Here is a 26,357-nt window from a genome sequence, read left to right as displayed (position 1 = left end):
CAGCGATTCTGAATTCTTTTTTGAATCAATGGAACTTTTTTATTTTTGATGGTCGTTGTGACTTTTGCGGCCGTGATGCTGAAACGATGGCCATTTTTTTGTCATGAAACTACAAGGATCCGCTCTGGACTAACCCTCATTAGCCTCATTGCGCTATAAACTATGTCACACATTTATTTGGCAGTTAGGAGCATCAGCACATGCAACTGGGGATTATCGGACTAGGCCGCATGGGCGGTAATATTGCGCGGCGCCTGATGCTCAATGGGCATACCACCGTTGTATACGACCGTAACGAAGCCTTCGTCAAAGGCTTGAGCGAGGAGGGCGCCACAGGCGTTGCCGACTTGAAGGCCTTGGTCGCTGGGCTGCAAAAGCCTCGCGCCATCTGGGTCATGCTGCCTGCAGGCGACCCGACCGAAACCACCATCAATGAACTCAGTGAGCTGCTTGAAGACGGTGACGTGATCATCGACGGCGGCAACACCAACTATAAAGACGACGTACGTCGTGCTAAAGCACTGTCGGAAAAAGGCCTGCACTACGTCGACGTCGGCACCTCCGGCGGCGTCTGGGGCCTGGAGCGTGGCTACTGCATGATGATCGGTGGCGACGCCGAGACCGTGCAGCGCCTCGACCCGATCTTCGCCAGCCTGGCCCCGGGACTGGGTAATATACCTCGCACCAAGGACCGTTCCGCCTCGGCTGACAGCCGCGCCGAGCATGGCTATATCCATGCGGGTCCGGCGGGCTCCGGGCACTTTGTGAAGATGATTCACAACGGCATCGAGTACGGGATGATGCAGGCCTTTGCCGAAGGCTTCGACATCCTCAAGACTAAAAACTCGGAAAACCTGCCGGAAGATCAGCGCTTTGATCTCAACGTTGCTGACATCGCCGAAGTCTGGCGCCGTGGCAGCGTGGTCTCGTCTTGGTTGCTGGACCTGACCGCCGACGCGCTGGCCACCGATCCCAAGCTTGACGGCTACTCAGGTTCCGTGGCCGACAGTGGCGAAGGCCGTTGGACCATCGAAGCGGCCATGGAGCAAGCGGTGCCGGTACCTGTGTTGTCCACCTCGTTGTTCGCTCGCTTCCGTTCCCGTCAGCAGAGCACCTACGGTGACAAAATGCTGTCTGCCATGCGCTTCGGCTTTGGCGGCCATGTGGAGACTTCCAAAAAATGACCGCTAACGGCAAGAAACCCAAGGCCGAACCCGCTCCGCCCACCACGCTGTTTCTGTTTGGCGCCCATGGCGACCTGGTCAAGCGCCTGCTCATGCCGGCGCTGTACAACCTGAGTCGTGACGGGCTGCTGGGCGAAGGCCTGCGCATTGTGGGCGTTGATCACAACGCCATCAGCGATGCCGACTTCGCCAAGAAACTCGAGGACTTCATCCGCACCGAGGCCGCAAGCAAGGTCAAGGGCAATGGCGAAAACGCCCTCGACCCAGAGTTGTGGGCTAAGTTGGCCAAGGGCATCAGCTACGTCGAGGGCGATTTCCTCGACGACAGCACCTACGCTGACATCGGCAAGAAGATCGCCGACAGCGGCACCGGTAATGCAGTGTTCTACCTGGCGACTGCGCCGCGCTTCTTCAGTGAAGTGGTGCAGCGCCTGGGCAGCGCCGGCTTGCTCAATGAAACCGACGATGGCTTCCGTCGTGTGGTGATCGAGAAACCGTTTGGTTCCGACCTCGCCACCGCCGAAGCGCTGAACGCATGCCTGCTCAAGGTGATGAGCGAGAAGCAGATCTACCGCATCGACCATTACCTGGGTAAGGAAACGGTGCAGAACATTCTGATCAGCCGTTTCTCCAACGTGCTCTTTGAAGCGTTCTGGAACAATCATTACATCGACCACGTGCAAATCACCGCGGCCGAGACCGTCGGCGTGGAAACCCGCGGAAACTTCTTTGAAAAAACCGGCACCCTGCGCGACATGGTGCCCAATCACCTGTTCCAGTTGCTCGCAATGGTAGCCATGGAGCCGCCGGCAGCGTTTGGTGCCGATGCGGTGCGTGGTGAAAAGGCGAAGGTCGTCGGCGCCATCCGGCCGTGGTCGTTGGAAGATGCGCGGGCCAACTCGGTACGCGGCCAGTACACCGCAGGCGAGATCGCCGGCAAGGCGCTTCCCGGCTACCGCGAAGAAGCCAACGTCGCGCCCGACAGCAGCACCGAGACGTTCGTCGCCCTCAAGGTGATGATCGACAACTGGCGCTGGGTCGGGGTGCCGTTTTACTTGCGCACCGGCAAGCGCATGAGCATTCGCGACACCGAAATCGTGATCTGCTTCAAGCACGCGCCGTACGCGCAGTTCCGCGATACCGAAGTGGATGAGCTCAAGCCCACCTACCTTAAAATCCAGATCCAGCCCAATGAAGGCATGTGGTTCGACCTGCTGGCCAAAAAGCCTGGGCCCACCCTGGAGATGGCCAATATCGAATTGGGTTTTGACTACAAGGACTTTTTCGAGATGCAACCGTCGACGGGTTACGAAACCCTGATCTACGACTGCATGACCGGTGACCAGACCCTGTTCCAGCGCGCTGACAACATCGAAAACGGCTGGCGTGCGGTGCAGCCGTTCCTTGACGCCTGGAAAGAGGACGGTGGCATCCAGGCCTATAAGGCCGGTGAAGATGGCCCGGCAGCGGCCGATGCCTTGCTGGCCCGCGATGGCCGTACCTGGCATAGCCTGGGATGAATGATGCCGCGATCCATCCCATCCGATTTGTCCTGAGCGATATGGACGGGACGCTGCTGCGTCCCGACCACACGCCCAGTCAGCGCACCATTGATACGGTGCGCGCCATGCGCGACGCCGGCGTGTTCTTCAGCCTGGCCAGCGGGCGGCCGCCCAAGGCCATGATGCAGATGATCGAAACGTTCGGCATCGACGTGCCGGTGGCAGGCTTTAACGGCGGCACGTTGATCAATCCCGATGGCAGCGTGCTGCTGGCCCATCACCTGCCGGCGGAGGCGGCGCTGGTCACATTGGCGCTGTTCTCCGGGCAACCGGGCGTGGAAGTCTGGCTGTTTGCCGACGGCGAATGGCTGCGGCGTGACCCGCCTGGGCCCATGGTGGCGGTTGAAGCTGCTGGCCTGGGGTATGGGCCACTGGTCGTGGAGAGTTTTGAGCCGTACCTGGACCGGGTCGACAAAATTGTCGCGGCCAGTCGCAACGCTGAGTTGCTGGTCGAGCTTGAAGCGCAGTTGCAGCCCAAGGTTCAGGGGCTGGCCCATGTGTCGCGTTCGCAACCGATTTACCTGGACGTGACGGCGATGCAGGCCAACAAGGGTGATGCCTTGAAAGCGCTGGCTGCGCACCTGGGTGTACCGCTGGAGCAGACGGCCGCCATTGGCGACGGCGGCAACGACCCGGCGATGTTTCACGTGGCCGGTTTGTCGATTGCCATGGGCCAGGCAGAAGAGGCCGTCAAACGTCAGGCCAGCGTCGTCACCGGCAGCAATGTCGAGGATGGTGCTGCACAAGCGTTAGAACGGTTTATTCTGGCGGCGCAATAAGCGCCGTCACGCGCAATGCGTATGCACTGAACTTCCGATCATTGTTTTTACACCAGGGTAATGATCGGAAGTTGCTGTGTTGTCTTACTTGGGCATTGCCCAGGACTGCAACTTATAGCCATCTTTGTCGAGTTCGGCGCGGGCCTGCAACAACAGATCTTCCAACTGAGCCGGGTCGGTGTAGGCACTCGAGGACAGTTGTTTGCTGCCAATACGCGTGTTGGTGCGGTCGATGACGCTCAGGCTGAGGGCGCCATTGCCATCGTGCCAGGCCACGCACTGGAAGGGTTGGAAAGCACGGTCTGCGATCAAAAGAGCTTCGTTGATGCGGAGCGGGGCGTTCATGTGGGTCTTCTCTCTAATGCCCATTCAAGTGAGTACCGTCGGTTGGGCGAGCCAGACGGCGAGTTACTTGTACTGATGCTCGATGGCGGGGTACGGGTCACATGCTAGAGCAAGAAATTTCAACTTTCCGTGATCAACGTCATGTAAGCGGCTGTTTTGAAAGCTGAATAACCGTTGCGGTGCACGGCACTCTTTTACCCGCAAACTTTCAGCGCTGGCTTTGTGCCAACACTTATAGCGAAATGGTACAAGGCGCGCGTCAATACCTTGCTAGTGTTAGCGCCAGACCTCACAAACCGTTGTTTCTAAATAACTTTAATAATATTGGCGCCAAGGAATAGTCATGGTTGTTACACCTGTCCAGCGTCGTCTGCTTGTGGTCGATCCGTGTGATGACTGTCACGGACTGCTGCCCGGTTTGCGCACCGCCGGATGGGAAGTCGACAGCTGTGCCCTTGGCACCGTCGGCGATCGGTCCTGCGATGTTGGCCTGCTGCGCTTGCAGCCCTATCACCTTGAGCGCCCGGAAGCGGTCAAGGAGTTGATCAGCCGCAGTGGCACCGAGTGGATCGCGGTGCTCAGCCAGGACGTTTTGCGCCTGCAAAATGTCGGAGATTTCGTCTGCGAGTGGTTTTTCGACTTCCACACCTTGCCGTTTGACGTGGCGCGCGTGCAGGTCACGCTGGGGCGTGCGTTCGGCATGGCCCGTTTGCGTGGCAAAGGCCATACGCTGATCGATGAGCCCGAGCATGAATTGCTGGGTGACAGCCGGCCGATTCGTGAACTGCGCAAGCTTTTGGCCAAGTTGGCACCGACGGAATCGCCCGTGTTGATTCGCGGTGACAGCGGCACCGGTAAAGAGCTGGTGGCCAAGACCCTGCACCGCAAGTCCCAGCGCCACGCCAAGCCATTTGTGGCCATCAACTGCGGTGCAATTCCCGAACACCTGATTCAGTCCGAACTGTTCGGCCATGAAAAAGGTGCGTTTACCGGCGCACACCAGCGCAAGGTCGGACGCATCGAGGCGGCTCACGGAGGCACGCTGTTTCTGGATGAAATCGGTGATTTGCCGATGGAGCTGCAAGCCAACCTCTTGCGCTTTTTGCAAGAGAAGCAAATCGAACGTGTCGGCGGCAGCCAACCCATCCCTGTGGATGTGCGGGTATTGGCGGCAACCCACGTCGACCTGGAAACCGCGGTTGAGAAGGGCACCTTTCGTGAAGACCTGTATTACCGCCTGAATGTGCTGCAGGTGGTCACCGCGCCCTTGCGTGAGCGCCACGGCGATGTAGCGATGCTGGCCAACCACTTTTCACGCTTCTACAGTCAGGAAACCGGGCGCCGCCCGCGCAGCTTCAGCGAGGATGCACTGGTAGCCATGGGGCAGCACCCTTGGCCGGGCAACGTGCGCGAGTTGGCCAATCGCGTCCGCCGCGGCCTGGTGCTGGCCGAAGGGCGGCAGATCGAAGCGGCGGACCTGGGTTTGCTGGGCGAGCAGGCAATTGCGCCACCGATGGCTACACTGGAAGATTACAAGCACCGTGCCGAACGCCAGGCGCTGTGCGATGTGCTCAATCGGCACAGCGACAACCTGAGTGTCGCAGCCCGTGTGCTGGGGGTTTCCCGGCCGACGTTCTACCGATTGCTGCACAAACACCAGATCCGCTAGGGCGGGTAAAACGAAAGCCCCGCAACGACCCTCATCGTTGCGGGGCTTTTCCTTGCGCGGCTTAAAAGTAGTACGGGAATTTCAGGCTGAACGTAAAGTCCGGCGCATCGTCCGTCATGCCGATCGACAGGTTCGGCACGATGGTCAGGTTTTCCGACGCGGCAATGGTCATGCCCACGTTGAAGTAACCGGCGTTGGCATCGCTGGACACCACCGACTGCCAGTCCTGGCCGTTTTGCTTGATCTTGCTTTTGCGCTGCACCAGGTCCGACACGGAAAACGACATGCTCATTTTTTCGTTAAGGGCAAAGGCGACCCCCAGGCCAAGTTGGAAGCTGTCGCCCAGGCTGATTTTGCCGGGGACTTTCTGGTTGACGTTAGGGCTGATATCGCCGAATGACTCCTCGAAGTTATGTGTATACGACAGCGAGCCGAACAGCACCGCCGGATCGAAGGTCTTCACCAGGGAGATGCCTGGCGTCACCGACCACACACCGTTACCCGTCGGCAGGCTTTCCGGCACGGCCAGGTTATTGTTATTGACTTGCTCGATCAGCTTGATGCCGTAGGGCTCCTGGCCGGTCGGGGCCTTGACGCGCACTGACACCACGGCATCTGGCAGGTTGGCGCTTTCATCCAGAAACTTGTAAGCAATGCCGAAGTTGACATCGCCGATGGTTGGGTCTCGGGTCACCGACGCTTCGGACGTGGCGTTGGAGTCGCCGTTGGCGCCGCCCGACTGATAGGTCGACTCGCGGTACACCACCGGCACGTTCAAGTCGAACTGCCAGCGGTTGTCCAGGTTGTAGCGCCCGGTCAGGTCCAGGGTCCAACTGTCGGATTTGATTCGGTCCAGGTTAATGTTGCCGAGGAAGATTGAGTCCAGGGCCAAAAAGCCGTTGAGGGAAAGCTGGCGGGCATCGTAGCGGGCATAGGTAAGGCCGGTTTCGAAGCTGAACTTGCCATTACCGAAGAAGCCGCTGGCTTCGTTGTACAGGTTGCTCACGCTTTGTGCCGGGGCCGAGTCGTCCTTGAGGCTTTGCCCGTAGGAACTGCCACCGCCGGCGCCACCCGAGGCAGCCGCCGCACCTGTCCCAGGCGTATGACCGGCCACGGTGGTGCCGCCTTTCTGGAAGTCGGCGGGGGATTTGGCCAAGCGTTTGGGGGCGGGAGTTGCGGGTTGGTCTTCTACTTGTCGTACGCGTTGTTCCAGTACGGCCAGTGCTTTTTGCTGCACTTCATAGCGTTGTTTGAGTTCCAGCAGTTCCTGTTTCAAGCCCTCAATGTCGGCATCGGGTGCGGCGTATAGCATTGATGCGGGCAAGAGCGTACTCAAGCAAACCACGGCACGTAACGATAGCGATCGATGCATGAAATAAGCCGTCCCTTTCTAATGCGTAAGTGTCGTGGCTCAGCGTAGTTCAATAACCGGAGGGGCGTAGGCCTTTGAGTTGATCAAGATTGAGGTTCTGCGTGAGGTTGTTCAGACCGTTATTGCCCAGCACCACATTCAGTTGGGTCATGTTGTTTACAAAGTTGCTGTTGCCTTGAATGACCGTGCCCTGCAGGACGTTGCCGCCACCAATTTGCTGCACCACATTGCCCTGATTGTTACTGGCCTGAAGCGCCATTTGCAGCCCGCCGTTATTGGCCGTGACCGTCACCTGGCCAGCAGCGGTGCCGCCGGTGATCGGCTGGCCAGCCATCAGCGCTTGCCCTGATTGCACGTAGTTGGCAGGCGCCAAGCCGTTTCGGCTGACGTTGATGTCCACGCCGTTGCTGGCGGTGTTGCCGTCGCCCGCTGCGCGCACGCTTTGCGTCACGCCCTGGCCCGTGCCCAGGCCTGCGCCGCCGATGACCGTGCCGGTGCCTTGGGGTTGCTTGGCGATGCCGGTGCCATCATTGCCGGTCACCTGCACATAAAACTGAGGGGTCACGGTGGCTGAGCTGACCTGCATATTGGCCGTGCCAGTGACGGTTGCACCGGCGGCATTGGTCCAGGTGCTGCTCATGACGATCCCGAAGCTGATAATCCGCCCCGGCATGACATAACGGCCACGCAGCTCGGCCATTTCCGAGTCCTTGAGTTCGATCGGCTTGAACGTCGAGGAAGCATAAGCAGGTACTGAGGCTGCCAGGCACATGACCGTCAGCCAGCGTCGAGTGTTCATCGTGTGCTCCTGGAGCGTCCTGCTCCTTATTGCGCTTCTAGAAGAAGTCGCTCTGGATAAAACCGAAGTCCATCAATTCACTGTCACGTACGGGGCTGAATTCGTTCAGCTGGCTCTTGGCGGTCAGTGGGTTGGGCGGCGTGAGCAGGGCGTTGGCCTTGTCGTAGCCCTCGCCGATAACCGCGAACACAATGCCGTTCCAGCCTTTGACGAAATCGTCTTTGGCATAACGCTTGTTACCCAGCACGGGGTCGCCGATATACACCCAGTCCTTGTCGGCCCGCTGCAACACCACGAAGTGCTTGTAGCCACGAATATCCAGCAACACCACCACCGGCACTTTTACGGTGATCAGTACTTGCGGGGTGATCCGGTAGCCCTTGGCGCGCATGTGGATGCTTTCCAGGTAGCGCTTCATGTCCAGCATCGAGAAGCCCTGGGTGCGTACGAGGTTCTGGTCGGCGTTGACCAGCATGCCCTTGATGACGTGGTCTTCATCCACGTCCATCCAATAGGCTTGGCGCAGGATGGTCGCCAGTGCGGCCGCGCCGCAGCTGAAATCGGTTTTCTGTTCCACCAGGTTGGCGAACTTGCGCTCGCGGATGCTCTCGACCTTCTTGTAGACCACCGCGCCGTTAGGCATGACCACTGCCATTTGCGCCGCCCAGGTCGGGCCGGTGAGTGCCAGCAGCAGAAGGAGGGCTCCGAAGCGCATGATCGTAGGACCTGTTGGACACTGGAAATAAAAAGGGCCTTGTTGCCAAGGCCCTGTCTGCATCAGAAGCGAGTGATTGCGACGTTGTTCTGACCCTGGTTGTTGCTGCCCGACAGAACGTTGGAGTTCGACACCCCGGAGCTGAAGTTCATCGAGTTGTTCACGCTGGCGTTGTTGACCACCGGTTTGCTGCTCCAGCCGTGGCCGCTGCTCAGGTTCTGCGTCAGGTTACCCGACACGTCCTGCACGCCGGCGACGGTTGCGGCGCCGCTGTCGCCATTACCCGAGGCGATTGCCACACTGCTGCTGCCCTGGTTGGAGGCACCCGATGCGGCGTTCAATTGAATCACGCCCGAAGCGTGGTTACCGCTGTCGTTGAGGGACGCGTTGTTTTTGGTGCCGCTGTTGACCACCAGGTTGCCGGTGTTCGACTGTGCGGTGCCGGTGCTGGCGAATACGAAGTCGGCGTCGCCGGATACGATGGCGACATCGTTTTTGCCTTGGTTGTTGTCGCCGCTCAGCACGTTGCCGTTGGCCACGCCGCTGATGTTGTTGTACGAGTCATTCGCCGAAGCGTTGTTCTTGGTTTTGTCATTGAGCACCACGTTGCCGTGGTTGCTTTGACCGTCTTGGGTGGTCGCCGCTGCGGTCGTTGGCGCAGGCTGTGGATGATGGTTGGGTTGACCCGCTTGAGCAGCAACAGCCATGAGCGCAGCGAGAGCGAAAGCCAGTGGTTTGAGGGCCATTGTAGTTTTCATGGTGTATCTCCTTGCTTCTATTAGTTGGTTAAGTGTTGGTACGTTCCAGCTACCGACTCAGCTCCATCAGTTGAGTCGTAAGTTCAGGGTGTTAGCCACTCGGTTCCCCACCCCGGCGCTCTGGTTGACCTGTACCACTCCACGGCTGCCGGTGAAGGCCTGGTCGCTGGTCACGACCTGGCGGCTGCCAGTGGTAGAGGTCAATCCTGAGTCGGTTGCAAGCGCAACGTTCTGTTGCGACATGACGCTGTCGTCGATGCTCTGCGGGCCAGCGCTTACGCTGATTCGCACGGCATTGATCATCTGGTTCTGGGCCCCGGCCGACTGATTGACACTCAGTGCGCCGTTGCCATTGCTGAAAGCGTTGCCCTGGATCATCGTCCTGGCGTTCAGCGCGCGGTCGGCCGCGGCGCCGCTGATTTTTTGCGTGACGGTCACCGTTGCCTGGGCGTTGTGGCCTACAGCGATCGCGACGTTGTTGCTCAACTGTTGCTGATCGCCGGCGGCCTGGTTGATCGAGACCACGCCGTTGTACTGCGTGCCCGAGTTATCAATGCTGGCGTTGTTGTTGCTGTCGGCCATCGCCGCGGTGCAACCGAGCGCCGCCAGTAGCATCCAGATGCGACTCATTTCATCGCCCCCCCGACCATGCCGCCGATGTTGTTCAGCGGTGCGAGGCCGCTGGATATCGCGCCGTTGACCGTGCCCGAAATGCCGCCGCCACTGTGGCCGGCCGCGCTGCTGGCGCCCAGGCCTGGACCGTTGCCGATCGTGTTCAAGCCAGTGATGTCGCCATTGGGCATGATGCTGCGAGTAATGCTTGAGCCGCTGCTGATGCGCCCAATGTCGTTGTCGCTGAGTTCATTGGTGGAGGCGCGCAGGACTTGTGCCGACGGGTTGGCATTGACGGTGTTGGGGTAGGGGTCGACGCCGCGTGAGCGACCGATCACATACGGTTGAACCTGGCGCTCAATCACGATCACGCCATCACCTGCCGCGAGCACTGGAAGGCTTGCGCCGGCACTCAGAACGCAGCTGATCAGCAGGAGGCTCAGTGAGCCTGGATTGTGTGTGTCCACGGCAGTGTTCCTTATTCTTCGCGCTGACCCTAAACAGCGCTGTAAGGAAGAGAGCAGAACGCGTGCCGCTTTTTATTTGTTTTTCAAATTCAGGGGGTTGGGGTTAAAGCCGGGCGAAGTGATGGCCGTGCTGTATCAGCGTTGAGACAGTGGCCCTGTGGCCGTGCATGTACGGCCCCGCCTCAAGGTTGTCTCATGGCTGTAACAGTCGGTGTGACCGAACGGTGAATCCGCTCAGCACGGGCGGTTCAGGGCAGGGAAGTGTTTCAAAAATGGACACTCAGGGCGCAAGCGAGCCCGTTCGTGCAAAGAACATCAGCCTTTGGGGGCTTTACGGGGAATCGAATTGAGCACGGGGTTGCCGTCCTGGTTTTGGGTCAGGTAGACCGGCAAAACCCTGGGCAGGGAGGGGACGAGGTTGTTGACCTCGCTGATGTTGTAAATGCCGCCGATGCGAATGGTCCCGGTGGTGGTGTCTGCCAGCATCACGGGCTTATTCAGGTAGCGGTTGATCAGCGGCAATGCATCGGCCAGCGCCAGGTTGTCGAGCACCAGTTTGCCCTGGCGCCAGGCAAGCGCGGAGTCATTGACGCTGATCGCGGCGATTTGCGGCGTGGCATCGCCTGTGTGGTAGCTCGCCTGCATGCCCGGAGTCAGCGGCACGCTGCCATGCACGGCGTCGCTGGCGATCTGTACCGAGCCTTCAAGCAACGTTACCCGCACCAGGTCTTCGTATTTCCAGACGTTGAATTGCGTGCCCGTGACCCGCACCTGGCCGTCGCCAGCGCGCACGATGAAGGGATGATGGCTGTCGTGAGCGACCTTGAAAAACGCCTCGCCCTTTTTCAAGGTGGCCCGGCGTTCGTCCTTGTAATGGCTGTAGACCAGCTCGGTGCCCAGGTTCAGCTCCACCTGGCTGCCATCGCCGAGGGTGACCTTGCGCAAGCCCTGGGTGGCTTCGAAGTGTTCATACGAGCTGGGCAACCAGCCCGCTTCCCAGCCCGTGAGGGCGGCCAGCGGCAAGGCCGCCAGGCACACGGCGGCCGCAACGGCGTAGGCGCGCAGCCGTCTGCGCGGCTTGAACGCCAGCACCGCTGGCGCAGGCTCGCTGCGTGGCAGGTGATCGGCCACATCCCAGATTTCCAGCATGGCTGCGTATTCGAAGGCGTGCAGGGGATGGGCGTCGTGCCAATCTGCAAAAGCCTGACGCTCGCCTGCCGTGCAGTCATCGGCATGCAAGCGCATGCACCAATGCGCGGCGGCGTCGGTGATGGCGTCATATTCGGCTTCTGAAAGGGACTTTTCGCTCATTAACTCATCCTGATTTCGCACATTCTAACCTCCCGAGGCGGATGGCGAGAACAGCCATCATGGCGATTGCACATCAATTGGAACTTGTTCTCGTTTGGGAACATCAGAAAAACAGAGGACATGAGTCCGTCATTCCCCCCAATGGAGTACGAAAATGCTGAAGAAAACCTTAGTCGCCCTGTGTGCAACCACCGCGCTGCTCAGCGCCGGCGCAGCCCTGGCTGATAAACCGGGTGCGGGCTGGATCACCATCGAGAAAGCCATTGAAACCGCCAAGGCCAAGGCCGGGTATGTCGAAGTCTACAGCGCCGAAGCCGATGACAAAGGCTACTGGGAAGTCAAAGGGCGCAAGTCCGATGGCGTCGTCTATGAAGCGCGCATTGATGGCGCTTCGGGCAATATCCTGCGTGACCAGAAAGACTGACGTCCCGCCGGGAGCCTGCTCAGGCTCCCGCATCCAGCGCTCGGCCCAATTGGCAGATCAAGTAAGTCACCGAGTCGGCATTGGCCAGAATGGTATCGATGCGTTTGTCCGGGTCGCTCATGAAGATCGCCCTGGCATCGTTGAGCGTGCGCGCACCGGTGGTGTTCAACACTTTATTCTTTAAAGCTCGGGTCCAGGGACGGTCACCGAAATCCTCCCATTGCTCGCTGAACACATCCCAGGTCTTGAACAGCATCGTCGCCGGCGTCAAGGTTGACAGTGCTGTGTCGCGCAGGTGAGCAAGGTCCATCAACATCACCGGCGCGCCGCTGATCTGTACATTGATCAGGTCTGTGAACGGTCGCATGGTGTCCAGGTAGGCCAGATCTTCGGTCGCGGAGATCAGGTGCGTTATCTCGTGAATCAACGTCGTCGCGCGTGCGTGCGCCGAAATGTCGAACGGCGCGATCAAGCGGTTTTGATAGATGTCCATGCGCGGGTCGAAGAACCGGTCCAGCAGGTAGATCTTCTTGTCGGCATCGTTGGGCAAGACGAACGCGAAGGTGTCGTGCGCGCTGTACCGGTGGATACCGCTGACAAAGCGCGTCGAATCGGGGGCGGTCAGGGTGGGGTTGACCAGTTCACCGAGCACTTCGTCGACTCGCCGTTCAACCCTGTGCACCTGTTCAGCGGTCAGTGTGATGACGCCGAACAACTCACTTAAAAAACGTCCGACCCGACTGTTCGGGGCTCTTTGCACAGCAAAGTTGACGATGTTGCGCTTGCAGGTGACCGCATAGTAGGTCGCGACGTTGAGTGCTTCATCGATACAGCGCGCCTTCCAGCTGGACAGCGCGGCGATTTCCCGCAACCCCACGGCCTCGATATTGATGGCTTCCCGCTCGGCTGCACGGGTGGAAAGCCTGCCTGCGTAGCGGCTCAAGGTTTTACCAAAGCGTGGGTGATGCCGGTCGAGGTCCAGCACCCACTCGCCCAGCGCGTTGCGCTGCAAATATGGGCCGTGCTGTACACCGTTGCTGATGCGCCAGCGCTCACCGGCTTTTTTCACCGGGTAGACTTTGCCGGCCAGCGGCACCAGGCTGAGAGCGCCGAGGTCATCGTGGTACACGTGGCTGTAGGCGCTTTTTGTCAGGTCGGCCAGGGCCATGTCGTGGTATTCGAAGGTTTGCAGTTGCGTACGCAGCGGCGCTGTCAGGTCTTGCTCCGCCAGGCTGGTCGCGGTGGGGGCAGGGGCCTTGAGCCAATGCTCCAGCGTCGGTTGCTCCGCGGGTGTTGGCTCATCGAGCAAAACCCTGTCCAGGCTTGTGCGCAAGGTGGCCATTTCGGCCACGCCTAATGCAAAGGTTTTCAGGGCGTGCGCCCAGCGCTGTTGCTGCAAGTCTTCGGCCGACAGTTTGAACAGTTTGTAGCTGCGCCACACCACCAGCGGGTACGTGAGTTTGCCCGCCATCAGTTGCAGGGTCTGGGGGATTTCGCTGGTCAGCAGGCTGATGATCGCCTCCCACTGTGTTTTGCCCGAGGGCGTGAACTGGCAGCTCAGCATTCGGTTCAGCATCTCGCTGTTGTCCGCAAACAGACGGTTGAGCAGGTGACCGCGGATGGGCGATGAGCCCAGGCGAATCTCCGCGTTCTGCTGACGCCCTTGCGGCTGCAGCAGATGGCGGTAAGTCGCCTGATGGGCCGTTTCCAGCTGACCCACGATCCACTCCTGCAAGGCGCCGGGCGTACTGAACTCAGTGAGCAGGGCGGCTTCGTTCGCGTATTCCCTCAATACATGGTGGGAGCTGTAGGGCGCGTACAGCACCACAGGGCCGGAAGCTTTGCCGTGCGGGCCGATCAGGTAGCAACCCAAAGCCTTGACCAGGGCTGCACCCTCGGTGGCCATCAGTTCCAGCGGGCGAATGGTTGCCGTCACACCGCGCACGGTGGCGCGAGCCACGGCGTCGGGCATATCCAACACTTGGCGGATAAAGCTCCAGGCCGAGCCGGACAGCCGCCCATCGAGTTTTTGTTCATGGGCGTATTGCAGCAGTTGCCAGGGCAACTGCTGACAGAACAGGTGACGGCGCTGGCGCGTGTCTTCGGTTTGACCGCCCAGGTGAATGGTCAGCAATGGCTGGTAGAGGCTTTTCAAGTCCAGCTGCCGAACCAGTTGCGCCACGGCATGACCATCCAGCGTGGACGGCAGCGGGGTGGCAGTGCGTGAGGTCGGGCGGATCTGCTCAGCGCGCAACGCGGGCAGGTGCCGCAGGGCGAAATCCGTCAGCGTTTGAATGTTGCCTTCGCGTTCGATACGCGCAGGAATCAGGATGTTGTCCGGGTTGACCACCTGCCCGGGAAAGCGCGCATTGAGCAGGGTTGAAAGCGTGCTCATGACCTGTTCGCGCAGTGGCGTGATGCTGTGCAGATAGTCACGCTCGTCCGGCGCACTGAGGCGATATTGTTCCAGCAGTTCGGCGTGCAGGATCTGCTCTGACGGCTGCGCCATGCCCAGCCATACCGGCAGCGCCTGCTGGTTGACCAGGGCGCGGGTAAGCGTGACAGCCCTTTCCAGGTTGGACGGCGGCGCCCGCCGAATCAGCGCGTCCATGCAGTCCTGAAAGCGTTGTACGCCCACTGTCATCGACAGCAGGTGATCAACCTCGCCCGACAGGAACTGGCTGTAGGACTGTTGACGGTTGTTGAGCAAATGATCGTCGATGCGTTGCATCGGGCCCAATTGAAGGCGTTGATGAGGCACACGCCTGGAGGCCGGCAAGTTTTCGACAAGGGGCAGGCGCGCCCGCTCATCCTGCAGGCGTTGCCCCACTGCGTCGCGCAAGGCCTTGATCGAATCAAACGCCTCATAGCCGCGACTCACCGTCCAGAGCAACGCCGCACCGGAATGAAGAACGTCCAGGCCGCCGCGTTCCGACAGCACAAAACAATTGGCCAGGGGCTGCAGCGTGTTCTGCGTGCCGACCTTCAAGGTCAAGCCATAGGCATCCGGTATAAAGCCGTTCAGGCCGTGGCGCGTCAGCCTGTCCATGCTGTCGGCATTGAGCACGCTGCCCAGCAGCCCGAGATGAGCCTGCGGCAAGGTCTTGGACAAGCGCCTCAGCTCAGCTTCGCCACTGAGGCCTTGAAACATCGCCTGGCTAAGATGCGTAGGGTGAGTGTCCAGCAGCAGGTGAGGCAGCGCGCGCAAGCCTTGCGTAAACGTGCTCAACACCCGCTCGATGACCGCGTTGAACGTGGCCACGGTCAAACTGGGCACTTGGTGGGCGACACCTTTGCGCCGCTGGTAAAACCCGCTCCGGCTGGAGCCGGTCAAGGCACTGGCCTGCCGGGCGAGGCGCGCGATGAAGTGTTCAACCATGTTCAACGAGGCCTGCGGTGGCCGCTCTTCGCGCTCCAGTGCCGTGGTGGCGTAGGTGTTGATCTCAATAGCGTCGCCACTCAGCGGCAGGTGCCTGCTGGCCAACTCTGCCTCCAGGGCGTGGGCTGCCAGCGCGCGAAGGGGCCTGTATTGACTGCGCTCAAGCACCAGCGCGGCATCGACCGCCTGCAGCCGCTGCAAGTGCGCCCTGGCCTTTTCCGCGATGACCGTGCTGGGCTGTCCACTGCCCGTGGTGATGGGGTGGACGCTCCAGCGGCCGTCGGTTTCCTGCTCCATCAGCCGGCTGTCGAGCAGGGTGCGTACGTCCAGCGCACTGTCGAGCAGAGCGGCCAGGTCGATACTGCCCGCGCCTTGCCGATAGAGGCCCAGCGCATGCTCCAGGTTGTTGAACTGTTTGGCCGCGATGTCCTCGATCATCTCCTCGAAGACGTTGCCGACCACGCGATGGCCCGTGACGTGCAACGGGTCCAGACCGACAAACAGATTGCGCTCATCCAGGGAGACGACGTTAAGCAGCTCATCTTCATGCCCGGCGGTCCTGAGCATGACCCGCAGCGTGTCGTTAAGGTCATTCAAGTCCTTGAGCACCTGCAGACCGCGCGACTGGGTGTAGAGATAGGCGTGGGTATAGCTGATCAGCAAGGTGCTGGCCAGTTCCACCGTCTGATGATAGGGCGCTTGAATACGCACTTTTTCCACGCTCAGGGTGCTGGCGTAGGCGGTGCGGGCGGCCCTGTCCGAGAGAAACAGGGCGCGCAGCGCCTGGCTTTCTTCAGTGCTCAGGATCGTATTCTGGTGTTTGAACAACAGGTCGGCGCGAAACTTGTCACTCATCACCCGGGCAAAAAACCGCAGGCGTGATTGCCCACCGTCGAAGTCTTCGTTCCAGTAGGTCTGGAGCAGGCTGTGCAACAGCTTTGAAAGGAGGCCGCTGGTTTGTTCGACGAGGCTGTCCCAGCGTTGTTGGTCTTCGGCCAATTGCGCCTCGGAAAACGCGCGGGTGTCATGGCCGATGTTGAAGAACGTGTGTGTCTGCCCCGAGGGCCAGGCTTGCTTGACGTAAAACTGCAGCAGCGCATCGCGCAGTGGCATCGAGGCGACCCAGCGACGGTCCGCTGCCGCCGAGGCCTGGCTGAAAAAATTAACCCGCGTATCGCTCTGCGTGAGGCCGGGAAAGCAGGAGCGGGCCATGATGGCGAGCAATGTGTCGAGCATCCAACCCAAGCTGGGGAGCTTGCGTAACTGGTCGAGCATCGCGGTCACATTTTTTTGTTGGCCGGCCAGGATGGCCTGCTCCTGGTCTTCCATGACCGCGCCCGGGATGACGGCGGTGCTCACCGTCAGGTGCAGATTGACCGGCAGTGCATCACGCTCGCCGATGGATACAAACTGCATCAGCTCTTCGCGCTTGGCCGGATGCGCCAGACGTTCCTGCACCTCAATGAGCAGGTCTGCGCGGCTGTCGAACAGTTCAAGGCCGCCATAGGGGCTGTAGAGCACGGCCTTACGGGCATCGGGTGTGGGGCTCATCATAAACGCCCCGGCCAGCACAACGGCGGGCTTGCCCCCAGCGTTGGCCAGCAGCCTTTCCACCTTCATCGGGTAGCCGTGCACCACCTCATTCTGGCGCGCTGCATCGGTGGCGTAATAGAGCGTGTGCAGCCAATCAAGGTCCTTGACCGAAAACCCCAGCGCGCGCTCTCGCGCTGACGGGGTTTTGCGTTTGACGGTCTGTAGGAACTCATCGAAAAAGTACGGTGGTGTCACTTGCGTCATGGGGCGCTCTCCTTTCACGCGGCGGTCATCAAGCGCCAAAGTAGGAGGTCGCGCAGCACGCTGGGCGGTAGATAACGCAAGCGCCCGTTGACAGCAGGCACAGGAGGCGTTGTTTAATCGGCGGTCTGGATTCTTGTTGTCTCTTCCAATTATAAAATCGGAGCTACAGATGTCTGCCCAGTCCCCGCTCGTTGACAGTCCTGCAGCATTCATCGGTTTCGATGACCTGGTGGGATTGCTGCACGCGATATTCGTCAAGCACGGCACCTCACCGCAGGTTGCCTCGATCCTGGCGCACAATTGCGCCAGCGCCGAGCGCGACGGTGCGCACAGCCACGGCATTTTCCGTATCCCCGGTTACCTCAGCACGCTGGCCAGCGGGTGGGTCGACGGCAAGGCCACGCCCGTGGTCACGGATGTGGCGTCGGGCTTCGTGCGGGTGGATGCCGGCAACGGGTTCGCCCAGCCGGCCCTTGAAGCGGCGCGCGCGTTGTTGGTAGACAAAGCTCGCAGCGCCGGCATCGCACTGCTGGCGATTCACAACTCTCATCACTTTGCCGCGCTGTGGCCGGATGTCGAGCCCTTCGCCGAAGAAGGGCTGGTGGCGTTGAGCGTGGTCAACAGCATGACTTGCGTGGTGCCGCATGGCGCCGACCGGCCATTGTTCGGCACCAACCCCATCGCCTTCGCCGCACCGCGTGCCGACGGCTCGCCCATTGTCTTCGACCTGGCCACCAGCGCCATCGCCCACGGCGACGTGCAGATTGCCGCGCGCAAGGGCGAGCGCTTGCCGCCGGGCATGGGCGTTGACAGCCTCGGCCAGCCGACCCAGGACCCCAAAGCCGTGCTCGAAGGCGGCGCGCTGTTGCCCTTTGGCGGGCACAAGGGCTCGGCCTTGTCGATGATGGTCGAATTGCTGGCGGCGGCGTTGACGGGAGGCAATTTCTCGTTTGAATTCAACTGGGCCGATCATCCGGGCGCGCGTACACCCTGGACCGGGCAATTGCTGATCGTCATCGACCCGAGCAAGACGGCCGGGCAAAACTTCGCCGAACGCAGCCAGGAACTGGTGCGGCAGATGCATGCGGCGGGGTTGCGGCGGTTACCGGGGGATCGACGTCACCGCACACGGGCGAAGTCGCAGCAACAAGGTATTGAGCTGGACGCGCGCGAGCTGGCGCGCTTGCAGGCCTTGCTGGAGACGTAAAAAAGGGGCTGCGCCAACGGCGCAGCCCCCATGCATCAAGTACGGTGGATCAGTTACGGCGACCCAGCAACAACCCCACCACCAGGCCAAAACCTGCAGAGATGGCCACGGTCTGCCATGGATGGCCGCCGATGTAGGTTTCGGTCGCGTCGACCACCGGCTTGCTGCGCTCGCGCACGTTGGACACCGACTCCAGCGCTTGCTTGAGTTTGATGGCAACCTGTTCGCGCAGGGTTTCGCCTTCTTCGCCTACCAGGGAGGCGCTGCTCTTGAGCAGTTTGTCCGACTCTTCGATCAACGCCGTCAGTTCACTGAAAGCTTGATCCTTGATTTGATCTTCGACAGCTTGGGCAGCAGATTTGCGGGCCATTGTGTGACTCCTTGCAGGTGAATGTGACAGTGAACAATGGAGTGTCAGGCGGCGGCAAAAGTTGCAGTTTTTTTGCCGGGGCCTGTTTTTGGGCAAAATCCGAATCAGGATATTTCGACCTACAGTGTAAGATGTCGTCTATTTGTGCAGCAGGTAATTCCACATGAGCTTCAATCTCGCCAACAAAACCCTCGCCGAACGCGCCGAGCTGGAAGATGAAAAGTCACGCCTCTACGACCTGTGGCAGACCAACCTGGGCAAGGCCAAGGGCGAAGCGGCGCGCTTGTTCGGCGAGCGCGCCAAGCGCAAGGGCAAGTGGGCTGAATGGGTGCGCGCAGAACTCGACGGCATGTCGCCGCCGGAGTTTTCCAATATGGTGCGCAGCGAAGTCAACAAGCTGATGGCCGCGGCAAAATAAAGCACGCCACAATCGCCTCGCGCACCTTGAGCAACAGCGGATCAAGCTGCGCCTGGGTGCGCCAGCCGAGTTCTACCGGGTAAACCGGCAGCGCCAACGGGCAGGGCAGTACACGCAAGCCGGTCATGCGCGCGATGGCCTGGGCCGCATGGCCGGGAATCGTCGCCACGGCCGTGCTGCCTTTGAGCAGATACGGCAGCGCGGCAAAGTGGCTGGTGGACGCGCACACCTGGCGGCTCAGCCCTTGCGCCGCCAACCCTTCATCAGTGATCCCGATAAAACCGCCCGACGACACCAGCACGTGCTCGCGCGCGACGAACTCATCCAGGCTGATAGCGTGCTGGCTGGGCGCCAGGCTGTCCGGGTCGACCAGGCAGCGGTAATCCCCTTCGCCCACTACCTGTCGACTCAGCCTGCGTTCGGCAAACCCGCCCGCGGTGATCGCCAGGTCCAGGCTACGGTCAAGCAGGGCCGCGGCGACGATCTGGCTGTGGGTCTGGCGGAAGATCACCCGCAGCTTGGGCGCACAATCGGCGATGGCTTCCATCAACCGACGGGCGTAAGCAATTTCGAAGTCATCGGATAAACCCAGGACCACTGAACGCCCTTGGTAGTCGAGATTGTCCGGATGGACCATGGCCAGGCTTTGTCGGCAGCGGTCCAGCGCTTCGCTGATCACCGGTTTGAGCTGATTGGCGCGCAACGTCGGTGCCAGGCCGCGGCCGGTGCGCACAAATAATGGGTCGCCATACACGTCGCGCAAACGTCGCAGGCCTGCGCTGATCGCCGACTGAGTAACGCCCAGGCGCAACGCGGCGCGGCTGGCACTGGACTCGTCGTGCAGGGCTTCGAAGGTTTTCAGCAGGTTCAGGTCAACCTGGGCGATATTCATTTGGCTCATATCATTCAGCATTGAAGTGGGCTTTATTCATGATCACGGCTGATCGGAGAATGGGCAACCCCCCTTATTTGGAGTGATCGTGATGCCCCTTTCTACCGTGGCTGCCTTGCAAATCGGTGCCTTGCCAGAAGGCAAAGCGCAAACCATGGCGCAAATCCTGAGCTATGAGCACGAGATTCTGCGCAGCGGTGCGCAATTGGTGGTGATGCCTGAAGCCTTGCTGGGCGGCTATCCCAAGGGCGAAAGCTTCGGCACGCAGCTGGGTTATCGCTTGCCGGAGGGGCGCGAAGCCTTTGCCCGTTATTTTGCCAACGCCATCGACGTGCCGGGCGTCGAGACGCAAGCGCTGGCCGGGTTGTCTGCCCGCACCGGTGCCAGCCTGGTAATCGGCGTGATCGAGCGCAGTGCCAGCACGTTGTATTGCACGGTGCTGTATTTCGAGCCGAACGGCGGGCTGGTTGCCAAGCACCGCAAACTGATGCCCACCGGCACCGAACGGCTGATCTGGGGCACGGGCGATGGTTCGACCTTGCCGGTGATCGACACCGCTGTAGGCCGGATCGGTGGGGCGGTGTGCTGGGAAAACATGATGCCGCTGCTGCGCACCGCGATGTACGCCAAGGGCGTGGACGTGTGGTGCGCGCCGACCGTGGACGAACGCGAAATGTGGCAGGTGAGCATGCGCCATGTCGCCCATGAAGGGCGCTGCTTTGTGGTCAGCGCCTGCCAGGTGCAGGCCTCGCCTGCGGCGCTCGGCGTGCAAGTGGCCAATTGGCCGTCAGACCGTGCGTTGATCGCGGGCGGCAGTGTGATTATCGGGCCGATGGGCGATGTTCTGGCCGGGCCGTTGGTGGGAGAGGCCGGGTTATTGACCGCGCAGATCAATACCGAGGACCTCGTCCGGGCACGTTATGACTATGACGTGGTGGGGCATTACGCGCGGCCGGATGTGTTTGAGCTGGTCGTGGATGAGCGCGCCAAACCCGGCGTGCGCACCCTCACCGAGTGAAGCCGGTCAAGCCGCAGGCGCCGGCAAGCCTGGCGCCTACGGCGTGGCAGGTAGCGTGTTGAGCCACTCTTCGCGGGTTATTTCCCAAATGTCGCGCGCGAAGGTGCCTTCCACAAACCGACCTTCCTGCGACCTGATCAAGCGCATGCCGGTGCGCTCGGATATCCGCCGTGAGCCAATATTGGGCGCCGCCTTGGGCACACGCAGCACGGGGCGTTTGAGTACCTCGAACCAGTACTCGGTCACCGCCGCACTGGCTTCGGTCATCAAGCCCTGGCCTTGCCATTGCGGGCCCAGCCAGAAGCCGCGGTTATCGTCCGGTTCGTCCATCAGGCTGATAGTGCCGATCAACTGCTCCGGTGCAGTTTTGAGGCGGATCGACCAATGCCGCTGCTCGCCCCGTGCCATGGCCGGCAAGGCGACCTGTTCCAGGTAGCAACGCGCGCCATCGGCCGGGTAGGGCCAAGGCACTGCGGCGTTGAGGTAGCGCACCACGTCCCAATGCGCAAACTGCCGCTGGATGGCCTCGGCATCCGCAAGCACCAGCGGACGCAGGATCAGTCGTGGGGTCAACAGTACCGGTTGGCGGGCCATCACCAGGTCGCCGTGTTCGGCAGGTCCAGCGTGCCGCGCTCGACAAAACGCTGGGTGCCAAACAGGCCACCCGCCAGTTTGCCGCGCAGCACATAGGGCAGGTTGTTCAAGCTTTGGGTCTGGCTCAGGCCCAGGGTCTGGCGCAATACGGAAAACGCCGAAACGCTCACCGGCACACTCAGCACGGTTTCAGAAAACCGTGGGATCGAGCCGGACTGGTCACTGACCCCGGACGCCAACGGCCGGCCATTGACGTCCAGATCCAGGGCTACGCCGCTGTAGTCGATCGCCGTTTCATTCGGGTTTTGCACCCGCAGTTTCACCGCAAATCGTACTTCCAGGTCCTGGCTTTGCAGCGGCTCGATGCCGACCACGCTGATGTTGACCGGGTCGCGATTGGGGAACAGCGCACAGGCGCTCAAGGTCAGCAGCAGTAACGATAGAACCATGAGCTTGCGCATTTAAAGGTGCTCCTATTTCGTGACGTCCGGGTCCTGCATGACCTTGAGGGTAGAGGACTCCGGATCAAATTCATCTTCTTCCAGCTCTATGAACTCTTCGGGCAGGAAAATGTTCAGCAGGATTGCACAGAACGCGCCCACCGTGATCGGCGACTCGAAGATGTTGTGCAGCGCCTTGGGCAGGTCGCGCAGCACTTCCGGCACGGCGGCCACACCCAGGCCCATGCCCAGGGAAATCGCCACGATCAGCACATTGCGCCGGTGCAGTCCGGCCTCGGCAAGAATCTTGATCCCGGCCACGGCCACGGTGCCGAACATGATCAGGGTGGCGCCGCCGAGCACCGGCTTGGGCATCAATTGCAGCACCGCGCCGATCATCGGGAACAGCCCCAGCAGCACCAGCAGGCCGGCGATGAAATACGCCACGTAGCGGCTGGCCACGCCGGTCAACTGGATCACTCCGTTATTCTGCGCGAAGGTCACCATCGGCAGGCTATTGAAGGTGGCGGCCATGGCCGAGTTGAGGCCGTCCGCCAGCAGGCCCGACTTGATGCGTTTGATATACAGCGGGCCCTTGACCGGTTGTTGCGAAATCATCGAGTTGGCAGTCAAGTCGCCAGCGGCTTCCAAAGGCGAAATCAGGAAGATCACCGCCACCGGGATAAACGCCACCCAATCAAACGAGAAACCGTACTTGAACGGCACCGGCACGCTGATCAGCGGCACTTGAGGCAGGGCTGCCAGATCGACCCGGCCCATCCACCAGGCCACCACAAAACCCAGCGTCAGGCCGATCACGATCGAACCCAGGCGCAGGAACGGGTTGCTGAACCGGTTGAGGACCACAATAGTCAGCAGCACCAGCGCCGCCAGGCCCATGTTGCCGGCCGCGCCCAAATCGCTGGAGCCGTAACCGCCGGCCATGTCGGTGACCGCCACTTTGATCAGCGACAAGCCCATCAACGTAATGATGGTGCCGGTCACCACCGGGGTGATCAGCTTGCGCAACTTGCCGATGAACTGGCTCAGCACCACTTCGATAAAGGCTGCGAAAAAGCAGATACCAAAGAGCGTCGAGAGAATTTCATCGGTGCCGCCGCCTCGGGCCTTGACCATAAAGCCGGCGCTGAGAATCACGCTGATAAACGAAAAGCTGGTGCCCTGCAGGCACAACAGGCCCGAACCGATCGGGCCGAACGTGCGCGCCTGCACAAACGTGCCGAGCCCGGACACGAACAGCGCCATGCTCACCAGGTACGGCACTTCGCTTTCAAGGCCCAGCACGCCGCCGACGATCAAGGTGGGGGTAATGATGCCGACGAAACTGGCGAGCACATGTTGCAGTGCGGCAAAAATCGCCGCAGTAAAGTGCGGGCGATCTTCCAGGCCGTAGATCAGGTCGGATTTATAGCGGGGGCGAGGGGTTTGAGTGTCAGACAAAATACAGGCCCGTTAGGGAAAGGGGCGCGCAGGATGCCAGAAAGTGCCGGCCGTCAGAAGTGTGTAAAAATATTTCGAAACATCCTGCATTAAATCCCGGCACCTGCCGATACCCTGTTCAAGCCCACCCAACTCTTATAACAGTGGTGCCCAAAGATCAGAGCGGTGCGTTGGCGCCGACTGATCGTGTCGCGGCAGGGACGCTCGCCCACTATCTCTCGAGAGCAGCCTATGTCCCTTCGTAATCTGAATATTGCCCCGCGCGCGTTCCTCGGTTTTGCGTTCATTGCGTTGCTGGTCGTGATCCTTGGCGTATTTGCCGTCAACCGCATGACACAGATTCGCCAGTCTTCCCTGGACATGGGGACCAACCAGTTACCCAGCGTGAAATTTCTCGGCAACATGACGGAAAATGTCCTGCGCTTGCGTATCTTGTCGTTCCGGATATTGATCAACCGTGAGCCCGCCGCCCTCGAGGAAGCCAAGACCCGCGTAGCGGTGTTGGTCGACAAGGTCAAGCAGGCCCAGAGTGCTTACGCGGTCATGCCGGCAGGCCCGGAAGAGGCGGCGCTTTACAAAACCTTCGCCGCCACCCTCGACAATTACTTCGCGGCGCAGGCCGAGATGATGTCGCTGTCGCAGCAGAACAAAGTCGACGAAATGCGCAGCCTCATCAATACGCGGATCAAGGACGGTACGGATCTGATGGGCGAGCAGCTGAACAAACTGATCGCGATCAACAGCGCCGATGCCGACCAGGCCGGGCGGGATGCTGAAGGCAGCTACCAACAGGCCGTCAGCGGCATCATCATCGTTTCGGTGGTGGCGGCGTTGATGACGGTGTTACTCGCCTGGCTGCTGACCCGCAGCATCGTTGCGCCGCTGCGCAAAGCGGTGCAAGTGGCCGAAACCATCGCCAGCGGTAACCTGACCACGCTCGTCGAAGATGATGGCAAGGATGAACCGGCCCGTCTGCTTGGCGCTTTGTCTGCGATGCAGACCAACCTGCGCCAGACCATCCAGCACATCGCCGGTTCGGCCACGCAACTGGCCTCTGCTGCCGAAGAATTGAGCGCGGTCACCGAGGAAGCCTCCAGAGGCCTGCAACAACAGAACAACGAAATCGACCAGGCCGCCACCGCCGTCAACGAAATGACCGCCGCCGTGGAAGAGGTGGCGCGCAATGCGGTATCCACCTCCGAAGCGTCCAGCCAGTCCAACCAGGCCGCGCGTGAAGGCCGTGATCGGGTAGTGGAAACGGTCGGTGCGATTCAAACCATGACCCAGGACGTGCAAACCACCTCGGTGATGATCGAAGGCCTGGCCACGCAGGGCCGTGACATCGGCAAGGTGCTGGACGTGATCCGCGCGATTGCCGAACAGACCAACCTGCTGGCGCTCAACGCAGCCATTGAGGCAGCCCGCGCCGGTGAAGCCGGGCGTGGCTTTGCGGTGGTGGCCGATGAAGTGCGGGCGCTGGCGCATCGCACCGCGCAGTCGACCCAGGAAATCGAGAAAATGGTCGCCGGCATTCAGACGGGCACCGGCGAAGCGGTGCAGTCGATGCAACAAAGCAATCAGCGCACCCAGACCACCCTGGAAATGGCCCGTGCCGCCGGTGTGGCGCTGGAGCAGATTACGCAGTCGATCAGTTTGATCAACGAGCGCAACCTGGTCATCGCCAGTGCTTCTGAAGAGCAGGCCCAAGTGTCGCGTGAGGTGGACCGCAACCTGGTCAACATCCGCGACCTGGCGACTCAGTCGGCAGCCGGCGCCAACCAGACCAGCGCCGCCAGCCACGAGCTGTCGCGCCTGGCGGTGGATTTGAACGCGATGGTGGCGCGGTTCGTGATCTGATGATCGAAGAGCGTTGGGTGTGTGTTGCGCCCTGTTTTCGCTCAGATTTCGCAACCACCCAGGCACCGACCTGAGGGGCGCAAGCACAAGCAGAGCGGCTTTACTGTGGGAGCGGGCTTGCTCGCGAAGGCAGTAGTTCAGTCAGCTCATGTGTCACTGACATACCGCTTTCGCGAGCAAGCCCGCTCCCACAAGGTGACCGCGTTCAACTGCCAGTAGCGCAGTGCTTGGCTTTTCTGTGGGAGCTGGCTTGCCTGCGATGCAGGCACCTCGGTGTATCAGGTACACCACGCTGATGCTATCGCAGGCAAGCCAGCTCCCACCTTTGATTGAGTACAACGAGCAGCACCCATCTACGTGATGCACTGCGATCCAACTGTGGGAGCGGGCTTGCTCGCGAATGCGGTGTTTCAGTCAGCTCATGTATCACTGGCACACTGCTTTCGCGAGCAAGCCCGCTCCCACAAGGTGACCGCGTTCAACTGCCAGTAGCGCAGTGCTTGGCTTTTTTGTGGGAGCTGGCTTGCCTGCGATGCAGGCACCTCGGTGTATCAGTGACACACAGTTGATGCCATCGCAGGCAAGCCAGCTCCCACCTTTGACCGAGTACAATCGAGCAGCACCTATCTACCTGATGCACTGCGATCCAACTGTGGGAGCGGGCTTGCTCGCGAAGGCGGTGGTTCAGTCAGCTCATGTGTCACTGACATACCGCTTTCGCGAGCAAGCCCGCTCCCACAAGTTGTCCGAGTTCAACTGCCAGCACCGCAGTGCTTGGTTTTTTTGTGGGAGCTGGCTTGCCTGCGATGCAGGCACCTCGGTGTATCAGGTACACCGGGTTGATGCTATCGCAGGCAAGCCAGCTCTCACCTTTGATTGTGTTCAGCCTTCAAGGTCAGGTCGGCTGTCAGGCCGCCTCGGCTGTGC

23 protein-coding genes are annotated in these 26,357 nt (G+C 60.6%); 9 read left to right on the top strand and 14 right to left on the bottom strand.

The annotated features are described in order from the left end of the window. The first annotated feature begins 200 nt into the window (after window positions 1-200). From gnd to C4J83_RS17195, 3 genes are read left to right on the top strand one after another with little or no spacing between them, the layout of a single operon-like run. A complete protein-coding gene (gene gnd, locus C4J83_RS17205; protein WP_124417717.1) occupies window positions 201-1,184 on the top strand; it encodes a phosphogluconate dehydrogenase (NAD(+)-dependent, decarboxylating) in 984 nt (327 codons plus the stop codon). Beyond that, window positions 1,181-2,704, top strand: coding sequence for a glucose-6-phosphate dehydrogenase (gene zwf / locus C4J83_RS17200; RefSeq protein WP_124417716.1), 1,524 nt, complete (start codon window positions 1,181-1,183; stop codon window positions 2,702-2,704). The genes gnd and zwf overlap by 4 nt, the downstream gene beginning before the upstream one ends. Further along, window positions 2,701-3,525, top strand: a complete 825-nt coding sequence (locus C4J83_RS17195; RefSeq protein WP_119735925.1) for an HAD family hydrolase — start codon at window positions 2,701-2,703, stop codon at window positions 3,523-3,525. The genes zwf and C4J83_RS17195 overlap by 4 nt, the downstream gene beginning before the upstream one ends. Before the next feature lie 84 nt (window positions 3,526-3,609). Here the strand turns inward: C4J83_RS17195 and C4J83_RS17190 are convergent, their stop codons facing one another. After that, on the bottom strand, window positions 3,610-3,870 hold the full coding sequence (locus C4J83_RS17190; RefSeq protein ID WP_106579746.1) for a hypothetical protein: 261 nt from the start codon (window positions 3,868-3,870) through the stop codon (window positions 3,610-3,612). Between the two features lie 343 nt (window positions 3,871-4,213). Here C4J83_RS17190 and C4J83_RS17185 point away from each other — a divergent pair, with 343 nt between their 5' ends. Beyond that, window positions 4,214-5,539 (top strand): sigma-54 dependent transcriptional regulator, encoded by a 1,326-nt coding sequence (locus C4J83_RS17185; protein ID WP_106579747.1) that lies wholly within the window; start codon window positions 4,214-4,216, stop codon window positions 5,537-5,539. Window positions 5,540-5,600: 61 nt separating this feature from the next. Here C4J83_RS17185 and fapF read toward each other — a convergent pair whose 3' ends face one another. From fapF to C4J83_RS17150, 7 genes are all read right to left on the bottom strand, one after another. Beyond that, window positions 5,601-6,911 carry a fibril amyloid transporter FapF gene (fapF, locus tag C4J83_RS17180; RefSeq protein WP_124417715.1) on the bottom strand — a complete coding sequence of 437 codons (1,311 nt, stop codon included), beginning with the start codon at window positions 6,909-6,911 and terminating at the stop codon, window positions 5,601-5,603. Between the two features lie 49 nt (window positions 6,912-6,960). Further along, on the bottom strand, window positions 6,961-7,710 hold the full coding sequence (gene fapE, locus C4J83_RS17175; RefSeq protein ID WP_124417714.1) for a fibril amyloid subunit FapE: 750 nt from the start codon (window positions 7,708-7,710) through the stop codon (window positions 6,961-6,963). A 37-nt stretch (window positions 7,711-7,747) separates the two neighbouring features. Beyond that, window positions 7,748-8,425, bottom strand: a complete 678-nt coding sequence (gene fapD / locus C4J83_RS17170) for a fibril amyloid maturation endopeptidase FapD (protein ID WP_106579750.1) — start codon at window positions 8,423-8,425, stop codon at window positions 7,748-7,750. Window positions 8,426-8,487: 62 nt separating this feature from the next. Next, on the bottom strand, window positions 8,488-9,183 hold the full coding sequence (gene fapC / locus C4J83_RS17165) for an amyloid-like fimbrin subunit FapC (protein ID WP_106579751.1): 696 nt from the start codon (window positions 9,181-9,183) through the stop codon (window positions 8,488-8,490). Between the two features lie 66 nt (window positions 9,184-9,249). Further along, on the bottom strand, window positions 9,250-9,813 hold the full coding sequence (gene fapB, locus C4J83_RS17160) for a fibril amyloid subunit FapB (protein WP_124417713.1): 564 nt from the start codon (window positions 9,811-9,813) through the stop codon (window positions 9,250-9,252). Beyond that, window positions 9,810-10,262 carry a fibril amyloid chaperone protein FapA gene (gene fapA, locus C4J83_RS17155; RefSeq protein ID WP_119735917.1) on the bottom strand — a complete coding sequence of 151 codons (453 nt, stop codon included), beginning with the start codon at window positions 10,260-10,262 and terminating at the stop codon, window positions 9,810-9,812. The genes fapB and fapA overlap by 4 nt, the downstream gene beginning before the upstream one ends. A 315-nt stretch (window positions 10,263-10,577) precedes the next feature. Then, complete coding sequence (locus C4J83_RS17150; protein WP_119735915.1) at window positions 10,578-11,573, bottom strand: FecR family protein; 996 nt, start codon at window positions 11,571-11,573, stop codon at window positions 10,578-10,580. A gap of 154 nt (window positions 11,574-11,727) precedes the next feature. Here C4J83_RS17150 and C4J83_RS17145 point away from each other — a divergent pair, with 154 nt between their 5' ends. Then, entirely contained in the window at window positions 11,728-11,997 is a 270-nt protein-coding gene (locus C4J83_RS17145; protein WP_106579755.1) for a PepSY domain-containing protein, read from the top strand. Between the two features lie 19 nt (window positions 11,998-12,016). Here C4J83_RS17145 and C4J83_RS17140 read toward each other — a convergent pair whose 3' ends face one another. Continuing rightward, a complete protein-coding gene (locus C4J83_RS17140; RefSeq protein ID WP_124417712.1) occupies window positions 12,017-17,173 on the bottom strand; it encodes a dermonecrotic toxin domain-containing protein in 5,157 nt (1,718 codons plus the stop codon). Window positions 17,174-17,342: 169 nt separating this feature from the next. Here C4J83_RS17140 and C4J83_RS17135 point away from each other — a divergent pair, with 169 nt between their 5' ends. After that, the gene (locus tag C4J83_RS17135; protein ID WP_119735911.1) at window positions 17,343-18,380 is read left to right on the top strand and encodes an Ldh family oxidoreductase; all 1,038 of its coding nucleotides are present in this window, start codon (window positions 17,343-17,345) and stop codon (window positions 18,378-18,380) included. Window positions 18,381-18,429: 49 nt separating this feature from the next. Here the strand turns inward: C4J83_RS17135 and C4J83_RS17130 are convergent, their stop codons facing one another. Beyond that, window positions 18,430-18,750 (bottom strand): ElaB/YgaM/YqjD family protein, encoded by a 321-nt coding sequence (locus C4J83_RS17130; protein ID WP_106579758.1) that lies wholly within the window; start codon window positions 18,748-18,750, stop codon window positions 18,430-18,432. Between the two features lie 163 nt (window positions 18,751-18,913). On the opposite strand from C4J83_RS17130, the gene C4J83_RS17125 reads away from it, so the two are divergent. Next, window positions 18,914-19,168, top strand: a complete 255-nt coding sequence (locus tag C4J83_RS17125) for a hypothetical protein (RefSeq protein ID WP_003190904.1) — start codon at window positions 18,914-18,916, stop codon at window positions 19,166-19,168. Here C4J83_RS17125 and C4J83_RS17120 read toward each other — a convergent pair. After that, complete coding sequence (locus C4J83_RS17120) at window positions 19,140-20,060, bottom strand: LysR family transcriptional regulator (protein WP_124417711.1); 921 nt, start codon at window positions 20,058-20,060, stop codon at window positions 19,140-19,142. The genes C4J83_RS17125 and C4J83_RS17120 overlap by 29 nt on opposite strands. Window positions 20,061-20,151: 91 nt before the next feature. On the opposite strand from C4J83_RS17120, the gene C4J83_RS17115 reads away from it, so the two are divergent. Next, a complete protein-coding gene (locus C4J83_RS17115) occupies window positions 20,152-21,078 on the top strand; it encodes a carbon-nitrogen hydrolase family protein (RefSeq protein ID WP_124417710.1) in 927 nt (308 codons plus the stop codon). Window positions 21,079-21,114: 36 nt separating this feature from the next. Here the strand turns inward: C4J83_RS17115 and C4J83_RS17110 are convergent, their stop codons facing one another. The 3 genes from C4J83_RS17110 to C4J83_RS17100 are packed head-to-tail and all read right to left on the bottom strand — an operon-like array spanning window position 21,115 to window position 23,573. After that, a complete protein-coding gene (locus C4J83_RS17110) occupies window positions 21,115-21,672 on the bottom strand; it encodes a GNAT family N-acetyltransferase (RefSeq protein WP_124417709.1) in 558 nt (185 codons plus the stop codon). Next, window positions 21,672-22,133 (bottom strand): LEA/WHy family protein, encoded by a 462-nt coding sequence (locus C4J83_RS17105; protein WP_119735904.1) that lies wholly within the window; start codon window positions 22,131-22,133, stop codon window positions 21,672-21,674. The genes C4J83_RS17110 and C4J83_RS17105 overlap by 1 nt, the downstream gene beginning before the upstream one ends. A 12-nt stretch (window positions 22,134-22,145) precedes the next feature. Next, window positions 22,146-23,573 carry a nucleobase:cation symporter-2 family protein gene (locus C4J83_RS17100; protein ID WP_119735902.1) on the bottom strand — a complete coding sequence of 476 codons (1,428 nt, stop codon included), beginning with the start codon at window positions 23,571-23,573 and terminating at the stop codon, window positions 22,146-22,148. A 231-nt stretch (window positions 23,574-23,804) separates the two neighbouring features. Here C4J83_RS17100 and C4J83_RS17095 point away from each other — a divergent pair, with 231 nt between their 5' ends. Next, window positions 23,805-25,430 carry a methyl-accepting chemotaxis protein gene (locus C4J83_RS17095; RefSeq protein WP_124417708.1) on the top strand — a complete coding sequence of 542 codons (1,626 nt, stop codon included), beginning with the start codon at window positions 23,805-23,807 and terminating at the stop codon, window positions 25,428-25,430. The last annotated feature ends 927 nt before the right edge of the window (window positions 25,431-26,357 follow it).

Origin of the sequence: Pseudomonas sp. LBUM920 (assembly GCF_003852315.1) — a bacterium.
Classification (GTDB): Bacteria; Pseudomonadota; Gammaproteobacteria; order Pseudomonadales; family Pseudomonadaceae; genus Aquipseudomonas.
The sequence above is the reverse complement of the archived record's forward strand: the minus strand, read 5'-3'. Positions and strand labels throughout refer to the sequence as shown.